This window comes from Candidatus Bipolaricaulota bacterium, from assembly GCA_021159055.1.
In the GTDB taxonomy this organism is placed as follows: domain Bacteria; phylum Bipolaricaulota; class Bipolaricaulia; order UBA7950; family UBA9294; genus S016-54.
On record JAGGSO010000156.1, the window covers coordinates 1 to 13,872 of the forward strand.

Sequence of the window (13,872 nt, forward strand, 5' to 3'; positions counted from 1 at the left end):
AGCTTTTAAAAAAGTCTGAGGGAAAAGTGAGGGAGGGCGTGGTCGGTACACAGGGGAGCCGCAAGCTAGTAACCCGAAATCTGGCGAGGATATTCTGTGTCCTACGGGAAGGATCACCCCTGACCAAGAACGAGATCTGCGCCCGGCTCGGGCTCAGCCGGCCCACAGTCGATCGGGCGATCGCCCGGCTCATGGAGGCCGGATTCGTGCGTCAAGATGGGTTCGGCCCATCGGCCGGTGGAAGACGAGCCATCCTCTACACAATCGACCCGCACGCCCGCTACACCGTGGGGGTGGACCTGGAGATCCCTGAGTTGAACATCGTCGTCTCCGGATTGGACGGAAACGCGGTGGTCGCTAAACAGATGCATGTTCCTTCCCAAATCGTGGTCGACCCACATGCTGCCCTTGATTTCGTGGCGAAGAGCATCGAGGATGCATTGAGCGCTGTGGGGATTGCACCTTCCCGTACCGTGGGGCTGGGGCTCGGCGCTCCTGCTTTCCTCCAGGGGGATACGATCACGATCGCCGGCCGGAACCTCCCCCACTGGGTGCGCGTCCCGGCGCGGAAGAGCCTCCAAACGGCCCTGGGAGTGCCGGTCTACGTCAACAATGACGTCAAGTTCATGGCCATCGCCGAGAGCCGGGCTCTCGGACATCCCGACCGGGTGATGGCCTACCTCGCCCTCCGCCGCGGGTTGGCCGGGGACATCCGCATGGGGGGGAGCATCCTGGTCGACGGGAAGCCGTTCCACGGGGGAAACGGAAACGCCGGGGCGCTTCACCGGGCGTACGTGGAGGAACAGGAACTGAAAGAAGCGCAATCGCTCTCCGCGTTCCTCGCCGATCGTCTCCTCGATCCGATCCTTCATCTCCTCCACCTGTTCGACCCGAACCGGTTGGTGATCAACGCCGGAATCCTGGGGACGGAAGAGGGGAGCAAGTTCGTGAACGAAATAAGGGAGCGAATTACGCGGGTGGGACACGAAACCCTCCCCCGGGAGTTCTCCGTCACAATGGCGAAGGATGAGAAGTTCAGTTGTGCAAAGGGAGGAGCGCTTTTCGCGCTGGAAATGGCGTTGCAACATCCGGAAGAGCTGATCGCTCAACCCTAACAAGAAAGGAGGTGATGGAAGACTCGGACACTGGCTTCACAGAACCAGCCTTACAGAACCACAAACCAAGAAGGAGGTAGAGAATGAAAAGAGCGGTTGTAGCGTTGTTGATCCTGGCGTTGGTGGGAACGATCGCCGTATTTGGACTGGCGGCGAATAAGGTAACAATAGCGGTCATCTGGAGCGGGAAGGAACTGGAGGCGTTCGAGAGTGCTCTCGTCCCGTTTGAGAACCAGACCGGCATCGACGTGGTCGTGGAAAGCATCGGCCGTGACCTTCCGACGGTTCTGGCCACCCGTGTGGCCGCCGGAAATCCGCCGGATATGGCAGCGATGCCCAACCCCGGGCAGATGAAGGAGTTCGTCGCCAAGGGGGCGCTCGTCCCGCTGGACGACCTCTCCAATCTCGCCGATTCGGCAAAGGCGTTTGTTGATCTGGCTACGGTGAACGACCACGTGTACGGGGTGTTCATCTCCGCCGACCTGAAGAGCCTTGTCTGGTACGATCCCAAGGTGTTCAAGGCGCATGGGTATACCGTGCCGAAGAGCTGGCCGGAGCTGATCGAGCTGTGCAACAAGATCGTCGCCGACGGCGGAACCCCGTGGTCGATCGGGCTCGAGTCGGGAGCGGCGAGTGGATGGCCGGGGACCGACTGGATCGAGGACATCATGCTCCGCACTGCCGGCCCTGACCTCTACGATAAGTGGGTCAACCACGAGATTCCGTGGACCCATCCAGCGGTGAAGAAGGCGTTCCAGTACTTCGGACAGATCGCCCTCAACGACAAGTACGTCTACGGTGGGACGACCGGCGAGCTGCTGACCAACTTCGGCGACGCCGGGAACCCGCTGTTCACCAACCCGCCGGGGGCGTACATGATGAAGCAGGCTACCTTCATTCAGTCGTTCATCAAGAAGGCAAATCCGGACCTGGTTGCGGGTGAAGACTACGATGTATTCGTCTTCCCGCCGATCTCGCCGGTCTTCGGGACCCCGATGCTCGGTGCCGGTGACCTGATCAGTGCGTTCAAGGACACCCCTGAAGTGCGCGCATTGGCCAACTACCTCGCCTCAGCGCAGGCGCAGGAGATCTGGTGCAAGGCGCTCGGGAAGCTGGCGATCAACACCAAGGTCGACCCGTCCATCTATCCGGATCCGGTGACCGCGAAGGCGGCGCAGCTGCTTGCCAATGCGTCTGCATTCCGGTTCGACGGCTCGGATATGATGCCGGCAGCGGTCGGCGCCGGGACCTTCTGGAGCGGTGTGCTCGACTACGTCAGCGGAATCCCGCTTGATACGGTTCTCGCAAACATCGAGGCAAGCGCGAAAGAGGCCTACGGGAAGTAGACAAATCGGTTATCGGGAGCCCGGCTAACCCCGGGCTCCCTTCCTTTGCAGGAGGGCGGACATGCGTACCAATCGACTCACCCCATGGTTGTACATCGCCCCGGTGCTGTTGTTGCTCGGCATCTTTCTCCTCTATCCATCGATCGAGACGTTCCGGATCTCGTTTTTTGGCCCGAGTTCGAAGAATTTCGTCGGGTTCGCCAACTACATCTACGCGTTCACCAATCCGGTGATGAGGACCGCATTCCGCAATAACGCGCTGTGGGTGGTGGTATTCACCTCCTTTACAGTTGGTTTCGGCCTCATCCTCGCCGTGCTGCTCGACCGTGTGCGCTACGAGAAGATTATCAAGTCCATCATCTTCATCCCGATGGCAATCTCATTCGTCGGAGCCGGCGTCATCTGGAAGTTCGTCTACGCGTATCGTCCCCCCGGCGCTCCCCAAATCGGCCTGCTGAATGAAATCGTCACTGTATTTGGGGGGAAACCGATCGGGTGGCTGATCGACCGCCCATGGGTGAACAACCTATGTCTCATCCTCGTGGGGATATGGGTTTGGACAGGATTCTGCATGGTCGTCCTCTCGGCGGCGTACAAGGGGATTCCTAAAGAGCTGATGGAAGCAGCACGGATCGACGGAGCAACCGAGTGGCAGGTATTCTGGCGGGTGATAATCCCGCTCCTTAAACCAACCATGGCTGTTGTAGCGACGACGATGGTGGTGTTCGTGCTCAAGGTGTTCGACATCGTCTACGTAATGACGAACGGAAACTACTCAACTGAGGTGATTGCTAACCGCATGTACAAGGAGATGTTCGCCTGGTCGAATTATGGACACGCAAGCGCAATCGCAATCGTCCTGCTTTTGCTCATCATCCCGATGATGATCATCAACATCCGGCGGTTCCGGGAACAGGAGGCGATGCGATGATGAAACTTCTCAAACGCGCCTTGCCCCGGACAACGCTTCACGCGGTGATCATCGGGATCGCCCTCATCTGGATGCTCCCCACGGTCGGACTCCTCATCACCTCGTTCCGCTCGCCACAGGATGTGGCCCACACCGGCTGGTGGACGACCCTCGCCCATCCGTTCAATTTCACCCAGTACACGCTGCACAACTACGAGACGGTGATCACTAAAAACGGCATGGGGAGGGCATTCATTAATAGTTTAATCATCACCATCCCGTCCACGATCCTTCCCGTTCTGCTCGCTGCGTTTGCCGCCTATGCGTTCGCATGGATGAAGTTTCCGGGGAGAAAAACGCTGTTCATGGTCGTAGTGGCCCTGCTGGTGATCCCGCTGCAGATGACGTTCATCCCGGTATTGCGCATATTTAACTGGCTGCATCTTTCAGGTACGTTTCCGGGAATCTGGCTTGCCCATACGAGCTACGGGCTTCCGTTAACCGTCTATCTGCTGCACAACTTCATCGCCGGGCTCCCCCGTGATCTGTTCGACTCAGCGGCGATCGACGGGGCGTCAACCTTGCAGACCTTCTTCCGCCTTGTCATCCCTCTGTCCGTCCCGGCAATCGCGTCGGTGGTGATCTTCCAGTTCATCTGGGTGTGGAACGACCTGCTCGTTGCACTGATCTACTTAGGGGGGTTCAGGAGTGTAGCTCCACTCACACTGCAGGTGGCAAACCTTGTCGGCTCCCGCGGTCAGGATTGGGAACTGTTGACCGCAGCCGCGTTCGTTTCCATGGCCCTCCCCTTGTTCGTCTTCTTCTCCCTCCAGCGCTACTTCGTGCGAGGGATCCTCGCCGGGTCGGTAAAGGGATGATAATGCCCACTTATGGCAGGGTAAGGCGTCTCTGCACCTTCAGACCGGTCAGAGGCGTCTCAACCTCTCCAAAGCCCGTTCCATCGGGGTGATGAAGATCCCGATCGCGTAATCACTGATTCCTCCCACCCAGATCAGCTGGTCCTCGTATTGCACAAGGCCGTTTCCAAAGATTGTTTGCGGCCTGTCACCGTAAGATTCATTTAGGCCCTTAGGCGCAAGGAGATAATCACTTACTGCTCGTACATACCCTTCTTGATCGACAAGGGCGAGTCCATTCCGGTAAGCTTGATCTTCCCGTGCGGCTCCGTGCCAGCCTACCAAATACTCACCCCCTTCCATCATCAATGCATTAGTAGACCAGCCCACTCGCGATTCCCACCTCTCCGGTACAAGGACCGGGGTCATAGAGTTCTCAGGGATGAGGTAGTCTTCAAGATCGGCGTCACCCCGCCAACAGAGGGCTAGTTCCCCAACCTGCGGCCGCCACAAAAGCACTGCTTTCTCGCTACCAGGTGAGAGAAGAGCGCTGTCCTTGGCAGACGGAGTAAACACCTCAGCTTTGTCCTTTCCACAAATTGAGAAATACCTGCGTGCCCGAAGTTCAAGAGAAGGAGAGAACCTAGCTATCCCCTGCACAGGCTTTATACTGACTTTATGATCCTTGTCGTACTGCCCTGCCCCGGTGTAGAGAATGTAAACCTCTCCACCCCACATCATGACCCGGGGATCCTCACACCCGGGGCCGAATTCCCACGTCTCCCCTGGCCAGAGGATAATCTGTGTACTTAATGGTTTGGATATCTGCCCCTGCAAAACTTGGTCAATGGGTACATCGAACACCCCAATGCTGGAGGTGTAGGTATAGTAGTCAAAGATCAAGCGAGGGAAGATTAAAAGTCGCCCGTCCTTAAGTGCAGCACCAGGATTAAAGGCAGCAATAGGTGTGGGGCGCAGATAATTCTTTACCACCAAATCAGTGGGCCCGATGTAAAACCGCTTATCAAAGATGTCATCCACCTTAGGACGGCGTACTCCCTGTAACTTATGGAGAGCATTTTGTGCCTTCCTCCGCAACCTCTTCTCCGCTGCCCCTTCCTTGGCGATCATCCTTACCCTGTTTCTCCTTTTTTGCTTCCGTTGTTGTAAGATAGCGGCGCATTCTACATCGTACCTTCCGGTTCATCAACAATCTTCTACGGTGAAGACTTGGCGATAGCAAGGTTAATGCATTTATCTGCCCCGCCATAGTAGAGATACCAATCGTTACCCTTTTTCACCAACCCTGATGCGAAGACTACGTTAGAAATCTGACCGGACCGTTCCCACTTTTCACTTGGTTCCAGGATCGGCTGATCGGTTCGTTTAAGAATCTGAGTGGGATCTCGTTTAGAAAAGAGTACGGCTCCCACTTTATACGTAATATCGTTATTCCATCCATTGTAGATGAGAAGTATTCCTTGGTCGGTTACGATTGGTGGAGGGCCAGGCTCTATCCCCCGGCTATCAAAATGTCCTGATCTTGGTCGCATGACCGGCTCGGGCGCAACCTTCCAGTGGAGAAGATCGTTGGAATAGGCGATCCAAATATTGGAATCGCCAAAGTACATCACGTACTCCCCGTTGATCTTCTGTGGCACAATGGCGCCGGACTTACTCCACGGCCAGGGGATGATGACCCCGTGCTTCTCCCAATGGGTGAGGTCCTTAGATGTAGCTAGAGCGAGCTTAGCCCGATAGCCGTTGTAAGCCGTGTACGTCATATAGTAGGTATCCCCAAACTTCACTACTCGAGGATCCTCACAGCCTCCCCAGATCTCATACGGCTCAGTTGGCGAGAGCACCGGTTCCGGACGACGTGTGAAGTTGATTCCGTCCACGCTTTTCGCAAGGCCTATCCTGGAGGTTCCGTTATGATCCTGCGCCCGATACAACATGCAAAATGTATGGTCTTTCAGAATAACCGCGGGATTGAACACCGCCCAGGATTCAAATCCGTCCCCTTGCGGAGTCAGGATAGGATTACCCGCGTATTTGGTAAACGGACCCGGGGCCCAATCCAAAGTGGCGGAAGGAGACTGAACCGCGGCAGCTCCAAGTTCAGAACCGACAATGAACAAAGCAAGAGTAAAGGCCAGCATGAGGAGACGGTACATGCGCTTACCTTTAAGGGCGTAAAAAGCTTTAATTAACATATACACAATGTGATTCTTACTGTAATTCTGTTGCACTGATAACCACCTCTTTTTGTTCGGGATTAATAACAAAAGCAAAAGCCTGCTTATGTTGATCATTCATAGTGCGAAAATTTCCACTTAGGTAGCTCACATAAAAATAGCGAGAGCTTCTCTTCAATAGACCACTCATTGTTTGATTCCACTTAAGTGAAACCCCTCGACAAAGTAGCGTTGGAAAATAATGTAGATAATTAAGACAGGGATGATGCTCATCACGGTTCCGGCAAGAATCATGCTCCACACGCTTCCCGTTACAGATTGATAGTAGTGTAGAAAAAAGTTTAGCCCCACAGGGAGGGTGTACTTTTCGGCGTTGGTGAGGACGACCATCGGCCAGAAGAATTCGTTCCAAGAACCTTGAAAGGTGAGAATGGAGACAGCGGCGATAGCCGGCATGGACAGGGGAAGAACGATCCGCGTGTAGATTTGGAATGTATTAGCTCCATCGATGCGGGCGGCTTCCTCGATCTCCCGCGGAATTGATTCCATGAACTGTTTGATCATAAACACAGCGCTGGTGGAGACCAAACTGGGCAAGAAGAGAGCCCATAAAGTGTTGAGAAAGGTCTTCATCCCCAAGAGTCGGGAAAGACCGAATACTCCGTCGCGAACTACAAGGTAGTTGGAGATATATGTTACCTGACCGGGGACCATCATCGTAAAAATGACGAAGAAGAAAAGAAAGTTTTTCCCCGGGAAGCGAAGGCGCGAGAGGGCATAACCGGCCATGGTAGCGGTTATTGCCGTAATCACGATACGCAAAGCGGCAACAAGGAGTGAATTGAGGATCCAACGGGGAAAGAGGTTCGATCCTCCCGCTCCCTTATAAGTTGTCAGAGCACGAATGTAGTGATTGAATATATATCCGATCGCACCTGGGACCACGTTTTTCCAGGTCAGATATGTTCCACTTATCCGTGAACTTACTGAGTCCGGAGGCAACGTGGCACGCACAAATTTAGCCCCCTTTGTGCCAATTACTGCTAGCGGAAGGACAGGATAAGTCTTATCCCCTTGGTGGGTGAGGATAACGTGATAGGCAATCTCCACCCCATCATGAGAGGGCTTTTTTTGCACCTCAACCACGTTTACTTTTGTTGCGGGGATGGGACTAGGCATCCCTGATTCATACGGCGGCGCCAAGAGCTGCACCCGGGGCAGAGGCGGCGTACCGGAACTTTCGGGATACCGGAAGGTTACTCCCAGCTCCACTTGGCCTCCTGGAGCCCAACCACCGCTCCAACCGCTTTTCCCACCTTGAATACCAAGCTTCCAAGCAGCAACCCAGTTAGGGGGCCAGAGCCGTGGTGCGGAAACACTAGGAGGCCAAGCTAGGGGATTATTGCGGAACGAAGAGATAAAGGCGTAAAAAAGCGGAGTGATCATAAATCCCGCAAGGATAATAAGCAGGGAATAAACAATAATTTTCCGTGCGATGTGCCGCCGGGCCAACCAACGCGCATCTACTTGATAAAACTGCCCTCTATAGTTGACGGTAGCAAGTTCTTGCTTATTTTTGCTCATGAGTACCAACTTTTCTCGGAGAACCCAAATTTACGCTGGATAAGTACGACAACAAGCGTCAGAGCGGCTAATACAAGAGCGGCTGCGGATGCCATTCCCACCTTGGGCAAGCCTCCTGAACCGAACACCGCCCAGTATGTGTAGTATGCAAGGGTGATGACCGATTCCAGTGGTGCTACCCCTGCCGTGATCGCTGCTTGGTCGAACATCTGGATCGTACCGATCAATCCGAGGGTAATCACCAAGAACATAACTGGCCGGATAGCAGGCACCGTGACATAGCGTAATTTCTGCCACGGGCTTGCTCCATCAAGATCAGCCACTTCGTAAAGTTCTTGTGGCACATCTTGAAGACCAGCAAGGAACAGGATCATCATCGTTGGGGTAGTGGTCCAGATGTTAAGCATCATGATGGAAAGGAGGGGTAGGGGAATGCCTAAAACTGTCTGCCGCGTCGTCAGCCATGGGATCATCACCTCGTGCATCGGGTAAGTGCGTATCACTCCAAAATGCCCCAAGACGATGCTAGCAACCGTTCCTGTTAAGAGGCTGATTCCAAGGATGGCCGGATCCATAATCCGCACTGGCAGCCCATGTCGTCGTTCTATAAACACCTGAACCCATTGAGCAAGGATAACCACCCCTAGCCCCACAAGGATCAATGGCCAGTAGTGACCGATTTGAGTGAGTAACCAGTTTATCGCCCCCCGTCGGTTGACCAACCAAATGAAAATGAGGGTTATTGCTACACTGGAGGCAACCGAGGGGACATAGTAGGAAGCGCGAAAGAACGTCAAGCCGCGGATCTTCTGATTAAGCACCAGGGCCAACAGCAGGGCGAGGAACGTTTGAGTAGCTGTGACAATTCCGGCATAGAGCAAACTATGAGTGAGCGCGAGAACGAAGCGATAATCACTAAATAAGTGTACGTAGTTACCAAAACCAACAAATTTTGTGATCCTGAAGAGGTTGTAATCCGTAAAGCTGAAATAAACTGTGCGAATAAACGCGTACAAGAAGGCAACAGCAAGCGTGAATAAAAGCGGGAGAAGGAAGATAAAAGCAGAAGCCCACTCTCCTCTTCTTTTCATTCCGCCCCTTCTTTGGAAAAAGGGGAGGCCACAAGGCCTCCCCAGAGACTCTTATTACTTGGATTCCTGGATCGTTTTGTTCAGCTTCACAGCCGCCTCGTCCATCGCATCATCAACGCTGGCCTGCCCCTGCATGATGAGGGTGAGGGCCTCATTGACTGGGCTCATGTAATCCCCGCCGATCTTCCCAAAGTTGAACGGGACAGTGCCGGGAAGGCCTGTCGCCTGGAAGACCGTCTTCGTCGCCTGAGCAAACGGGTCGGTCTTCTGGAAGAACGGACTATTGAGGAGGGCCTTCCGTGACGGGATAGCATGACCGGATTCGAGGATGTAAGTTTGCACCTCTGGACTGGTCAGGGCTTCGATCACCTTGAACACAAGGTCGGGTCGACCGGAGGGTGGGTTCTTGGGCATTGCATACCCAACCGTAAACAGATAGTTCCCCCGCGGACCGCCCGCCCACACGGTCGGCAAGTAGGCGGTGCCAAAGTTGAGAGTGGGGTTTTCATTGCGAATCGGTGGGATAAGCCAACCTCCCTCCAAACAGACCGCGGCTTTCTCAGCAATAAAGGCCGCACCAGGCCACCCTTTTCCAATATCAGAAGAGGTGGCAGCGATTTTCATCCGGTTGAAGCTGGTATACCAATCAGCCGCTTCCTTCGCTGCTGCTAGATCAAACGGTGCGGATCCATCATCCTTAAGTAGCGGCATCCCGGCTGCAAAAGCAAACGGCAGGAACCGCGCAGCATCAGGATTGATGCAGGCACCATACCATTCGCCTGGGTTGTTCACTTGTGCGATCTTAGCAAGCAATGTAGCCCAAGTATCGTTGTTATCAGGGTATGGTACTCCCATGGCATCAAACATATCCTTGTTGTAGAAGACAACAAGGCTGTTAAAATCCTTGGAAACGGCGTAAATCTTGCCATCGAAGGTAAAGGCATTTGCCAGTGCCGGGATAAGATCTCCTTTTTTGAGGATCGTTGATTTATCCATAAACTCATCCAGCGGCTGGATCATGCCCGTTGAAACAACTTGCTTTGCCCAAAACGAATCCATATAGAGGATATCTGCTGCCGTACCAGCGGAGAGGGTTCGCAGAACATAGGCGCGATAATCCTCAGTGATTGGTTCCCAAACAACCTGTACTCCAGGGATCTTACCGTTGACGAACCGTGCGAGTACATCCTGCATCAGTGGTGTATCACCGGAATATCCAGCCACATGGATAGTCACAGTCCCTTCCGCAAACCCCACGCCAGCTAGTAAAAGTACCGCCGCTAGTGCCAACAGAACCTTACGCATTTTTACCTCCTTCTGTTTTTTGTCGCACGTACCTTAAATTGGCGACCCTACCTTTTGCTTCGCTAACCATCACCCCCTTTGCATCGGTTTTTTTACTTTCGCTCCGCAGGATTCTCGTACCACAAGTTGTGTGGAAACCTTAATTTGGATAGGAGGGGAGTCATAATCCGTAAGGAGCTCTAGTAAACGTTTGACTGCCCACTCGCCCATCACGGTGCGGAACACCCGCACACTCGTAAGCGGAGGCTCGGTATGAGGGGCAAGAGCTCCGTCATCAAACCCCACCACAGCTATGTCCTGCGGAATCCGCAGGCCCGATTCCTTAATCGCGCGGATTGCCCCTGCAGCCGCCTCATCGTTAGCCGCAAACACAGCGGTGGGACGTGCGTGGACAAGCAGCCGTTGCATCGCCACATACCCACAGTTTGCTCCCGCTATCCCCTCAGCAACCAGCCTCTCGTCAAGGATGATCCCATGGACCTCAAGTGCCTGTTTGTACCCTGCAAATCGCTCAGAAAAGCTCAGGTTTTTAAGTGTCTCCGCAATGAAACCGATCTTTCGGTGACCTAACTGCACTAAATGTGTAACCGCTTTCCTAGCTCCACCTACGTTGTCAATGACTACACTATCCACCTCTTCCAGATGGTTATCCACCACTACCACCGGGAGTTTTCGCCGCATGTCAAGAATCAGCTGAGCGGGAATCTCACAACCGGCGAGGATCATTCCATCAACTCGGCCTTCAGCGATAAGTTGGGGAGCATTTTCAACCGCATCCCGAGAAAAGAAGAGACGATAGCCGTGTTTACTAGCTATCGCCTCTGCTCCCTCCATCACCTCTCCATAGAAGGAACCGTCTGAAAGAAGCTGATGCTTACTAACGAGGAAACCAAGATTAGTAGTCCTTTGAGTAACCAGACTACGCCCGGCCATGCTTGGGCGGTAGCCGAGCTGCCTAGCCATTTCCAGGACCCTCTCCCGCGTCTGTTTGCTCACCCGCCCCTTGTTGTTCAGAGCTCGAGACACAGTAGACGGGCTTAATCCTAATGCTTCAGCAATGTTATGGATCGTAACTTTTTCGCCCGTTTTGCTCAATCGATTGCGCATCTTTATCATCAGTATAATATGTGTCGCAAGAAAAGTCAATATCTGAAGTAAAAAATCACATGGAAATTTTGCGCACACGTTTCCGCAACCATAAGACCTGTTCCCAAAATAGATAGAGCTGATAATCAACTGACGATCTGTGGTCCCCCGTCTCTTCTTTGTATGGCTATCCTCTGCCTCACGCTTCATCGTCGCATTCCCAACACCGTTAAGATGCGAAGCTAGGAAGATCTTTTTGTAACCGGTTCCATAATTTTATTATAGTGTTACCGTTGCATTTGTCAAATCGTTGTTCAACTGCGCCGTGTGCTTTCCCGAATGATAAGTTGGGTTCTAAAGGTCTTATTCAACGGCCCCTGTACCTCCCCTCTCAGTCGCAGGAGAAGTAGCCGTCCCGCCTCTTCACCCATCTCTCGGATCGGCTGATGAACCGTAGTTAGTGGGGGATCAAAAAGCGATGCATAGGGGATATCGTCAAAGCCGATCACAGAAACATCTTTCCCAACCCGAAAGCCTGCTTCTTTTAGAGCTGTAGCCGCCCCCATTGCAGTAAGATCGCTCGCAGCAAACACGGCCGATAACTTCCGCCCCTGAGCCAGTACCGTTCTTACCGTCCCGTAACCGCTCTCGAATGAGAAATCTTCGTGCACAATATATTGGTCCTTAATAGCGACCCCGTGGGCGTTAAAGGCCTCTCTGTAGCCTCTTTCGCGAGCGATGGAAGCGACATGATCCCGTGGTCCATTGATGAATAAGATTTCCTTATGCCCCAATCGGAGGAGATACTCGGTTGCCATTTTAGCTCCGCTTTGGTTATCAGAATCAACATAATCTGCCTTAGGATATCCAATCGGCCTTCCCACCGTGACAAACGGAACCCCAGTCTTGAGGAAATACTTTAGACGCCGATCGTTCTTCCTTATCCCCAAGATTATTGCTCCGTCGACGAACCCTCCTTGCGCCATGTTTAGGCAAGAGCTTTCATAATCCTCCTCCGAATCAGCTGTCGTAAGGGTTAACCTAAACCCCTTTTCTGTTAGATAACGGCTAACACCCTGCAAGAACTCGAGGAAGAAAAGGTGTGAGGAAAGGCGCTTTGCGCTATGAGCCACAATTAAACCGATGTTTCCCGTTTGCCTGAGGCTGAGGCCGCGGGCAACGAGATTCGGAGCGTAAGAATGCGTCCGAATGACCTGCTCTACCTTTTTACGGGTTTCAGGATTTACTCCTGGTTTTCCATTGATGACCCGTGACACGGTAGCTTTAGAGACTCCAGCAAGCTCTGCGATTTCCTTGATAGTCAACTTCTGAGGCATAATAATATTATCCTCCGTTTAGAGACCGGTTTCAACAATGAATGGGAAAGATCCCTTTAGAAACGGAGAGGAGGAATTATCAATGTTGAAGGCAGTGATCTTTGACCTGGACGGCGTAATCGTCGATACCGCTGAGTACCACTATCTTGCCTGGAAGCGTCTGGCGGATGAGCTGGGGATCACCTGTCCTCCTGAACGAAAGGACCAAGTGCGTGGGATCTCTCGATTTCAAGCTCTCAAGATCGTGCTCGGGGGAAAATCGGTCTCTGTTGAAAAGGCGAAAGAGCTAATGGCTCGCAAGGACGCCTACTACCAAGAGATGATCAAAGGGATTTCCCCGAATGATCTGCTCCCTGGGGTTAGCGAATTACTAGACGATCTGAAAAGGCATAAAATCGCGGTGGCTATAGCCACGGTCTCCCGCAATGCGAGAACGGTACTCTCGCGGCTGGGGATCCTGGAGAAATTCGACGCGCTTGCGGACGGACATTGCGGTGCCCGAAGTAAACCCGCCCCGGATCTCTTTCTGCACGCGGCCGCACAACTTGAGGTACCGCCCTCGGAGTGCCTGGTGATCGAGGATGCTGCTGCTGGGATTCAAGGGGCAAAAGCGGCTGGGATGTGGACGATGGGCCTGGGGCCTGAGGAAAGGTTCCGCGTGGTGCACCCTGATCTCATTTTTTCTTCTCTTTCTGGGACAACGTATGAGGGCCTCATTTCCGCCTTGAAAGAGGAGTTTATCCACAGGGAGGCGTGGAGCATACGCGAGACCGCCTTCGACCCGCGAAAACAGCGCCAATTGGAAACCCTCTTAACGGTAGGAAATGGTTACCTCGGTACCCGTGGGACCCTGGAAGAGGGTTATCCGGGGGATCTTCCCGCCACCCTGATCGCTGGCCTCTACGATGATGCCCCGTTGGTCTACACCGAGCTTGTGCCCGCTCCCAACTGGACAGCCTGCCGGATCACTGTGGCAGGAGAACCGTTCTCGCTGACGCGAGGAGAGATCCTGTTTCACGAGCGAACCCTCAATCTAAGGGACG

At 53.5% G+C, this 13,872-nt stretch carries 12 protein-coding genes; 5 read left to right on the plus strand and 7 right to left on the minus strand.

Features of this window, described 5'->3' with window-relative positions; all coding sequences use genetic code 11:
* The first annotated feature begins 26 nt into the window (after positions 1–26).
* The 4 genes from J7J55_08025 to J7J55_08040 all read left to right on the plus strand — a co-directional run bounded on the left by J7J55_08025 (position 27) and on the right by J7J55_08040 (position 4,249).
* A complete protein-coding gene (locus J7J55_08025) occupies positions 27–1,115 on the plus strand; it encodes an ROK family transcriptional regulator (protein ID MCD6142641.1) in 1,089 nt (362 codons plus the stop codon).
* An 83-nt stretch (positions 1,116–1,198) separates the two neighbouring features.
* A complete protein-coding gene (locus tag J7J55_08030; protein MCD6142642.1) occupies positions 1,199–2,461 on the plus strand; it encodes an extracellular solute-binding protein in 1,263 nt (420 codons plus the stop codon).
* Between the two features lie 61 nt (positions 2,462–2,522).
* The gene (locus J7J55_08035) at positions 2,523–3,392 is read left to right on the plus strand and encodes a sugar ABC transporter permease (GenBank protein ID MCD6142643.1); all 870 of its coding nucleotides are present in this window, start codon (positions 2,523–2,525) and stop codon (positions 3,390–3,392) included.
* Positions 3,392–4,249: a carbohydrate ABC transporter permease gene (locus J7J55_08040; protein ID MCD6142644.1), complete on the plus strand. Its 858-nt coding sequence runs from the start codon at positions 3,392–3,394 to the stop codon at positions 4,247–4,249. The genes J7J55_08035 and J7J55_08040 overlap by 1 nt, the downstream gene beginning before the upstream one ends.
* A gap of 48 nt (positions 4,250–4,297) precedes the next feature.
* Here the strand turns inward: J7J55_08040 and J7J55_08045 are convergent, their stop codons facing one another.
* The 7 genes from J7J55_08045 to J7J55_08075 all read right to left on the minus strand — a co-directional run bounded on the left by J7J55_08045 (position 4,298) and on the right by J7J55_08075 (position 12,829).
* Entirely contained in the window at positions 4,298–5,359 is a 1,062-nt protein-coding gene (locus J7J55_08045; GenBank protein ID MCD6142645.1) for a hypothetical protein, read from the minus strand.
* 86 nt (positions 5,360–5,445) lie between these two features.
* Positions 5,446–6,390: a family 43 glycosylhydrolase gene (locus J7J55_08050; protein MCD6142646.1), complete on the minus strand. Its 945-nt coding sequence runs from the start codon at positions 6,388–6,390 to the stop codon at positions 5,446–5,448.
* Between the two features lie 222 nt (positions 6,391–6,612).
* A complete protein-coding gene (locus J7J55_08055) occupies positions 6,613–8,010 on the minus strand; it encodes a carbohydrate ABC transporter permease (GenBank protein MCD6142647.1) in 1,398 nt (465 codons plus the stop codon).
* Positions 8,007–9,101: a sugar ABC transporter permease gene (locus tag J7J55_08060; protein MCD6142648.1), complete on the minus strand. Its 1,095-nt coding sequence runs from the start codon at positions 9,099–9,101 to the stop codon at positions 8,007–8,009. The genes J7J55_08055 and J7J55_08060 overlap by 4 nt, the downstream gene beginning before the upstream one ends.
* Positions 9,102–9,155: 54 nt before the next feature.
* On the minus strand, positions 9,156–10,406 hold the full coding sequence (locus tag J7J55_08065) for an extracellular solute-binding protein (protein ID MCD6142649.1): 1,251 nt from the start codon (positions 10,404–10,406) through the stop codon (positions 9,156–9,158).
* Positions 10,407–10,475: 69 nt separating this feature from the next.
* Positions 10,476–11,702, minus strand: coding sequence for a LacI family DNA-binding transcriptional regulator (locus tag J7J55_08070; protein ID MCD6142650.1), 1,227 nt, complete (start codon positions 11,700–11,702; stop codon positions 10,476–10,478).
* Positions 11,703–11,806: 104 nt separating this feature from the next.
* Positions 11,807–12,829 carry a LacI family DNA-binding transcriptional regulator gene (locus tag J7J55_08075; GenBank protein ID MCD6142651.1) on the minus strand — a complete coding sequence of 341 codons (1,023 nt, stop codon included), beginning with the start codon at positions 12,827–12,829 and terminating at the stop codon, positions 11,807–11,809.
* A gap of 85 nt (positions 12,830–12,914) precedes the next feature.
* Between J7J55_08075 and pgmB the strand changes: the two genes are divergently transcribed.
* Positions 12,915–13,872, plus strand: a 958-nt coding sequence (gene pgmB / locus J7J55_08080; GenBank protein MCD6142652.1) for a beta-phosphoglucomutase, incomplete at its 3' end; no start/stop codon positions are given.

Excerpts from the sequence above, each read along its gene's own strand:
- J7J55_08030 (MCD6142642.1), top strand. The coding sequence starts at position 1,199 with ATGAAAAGAGCGGTTGTAGCGTTGTTGATCCTGGCGTTGGTGGGAACG.
- J7J55_08035 (MCD6142643.1), top strand. The coding sequence starts at position 2,523 with ATGCGTACCAATCGACTCACCCCATGGTTGTACATCGCCCCGGTGCTG.
- J7J55_08040 (MCD6142644.1), top strand. The coding sequence starts at position 3,392 with ATGAAACTTCTCAAACGCGCCTTGCCCCGGACAACGCTTCACGCGGTG.
- J7J55_08045 (MCD6142645.1), bottom strand. The coding sequence starts at position 5,359 with ATGATCGCCAAGGAAGGGGCAGCGGAGAAGAGGTTGCGGAGGAAGGCA.
- J7J55_08050 (MCD6142646.1), bottom strand. The coding sequence starts at position 6,390 with ATGCTGGCCTTTACTCTTGCTTTGTTCATTGTCGGTTCTGAACTTGGA.
- J7J55_08055 (MCD6142647.1), bottom strand. The coding sequence starts at position 8,010 with ATGAGCAAAAATAAGCAAGAACTTGCTACCGTCAACTATAGAGGGCAG.
- J7J55_08060 (MCD6142648.1), bottom strand. The coding sequence starts at position 9,101 with ATGAAAAGAAGAGGAGAGTGGGCTTCTGCTTTTATCTTCCTTCTCCCG.
- J7J55_08065 (MCD6142649.1), bottom strand. The coding sequence starts at position 10,406 with ATGCGTAAGGTTCTGTTGGCACTAGCGGCGGTACTTTTACTAGCTGGC.
- J7J55_08070 (MCD6142650.1), bottom strand. The coding sequence starts at position 11,702 with ATGAAGCGTGAGGCAGAGGATAGCCATACAAAGAAGAGACGGGGGACC.
- J7J55_08075 (MCD6142651.1), bottom strand. The coding sequence starts at position 12,829 with ATGCCTCAGAAGTTGACTATCAAGGAAATCGCAGAGCTTGCTGGAGTC.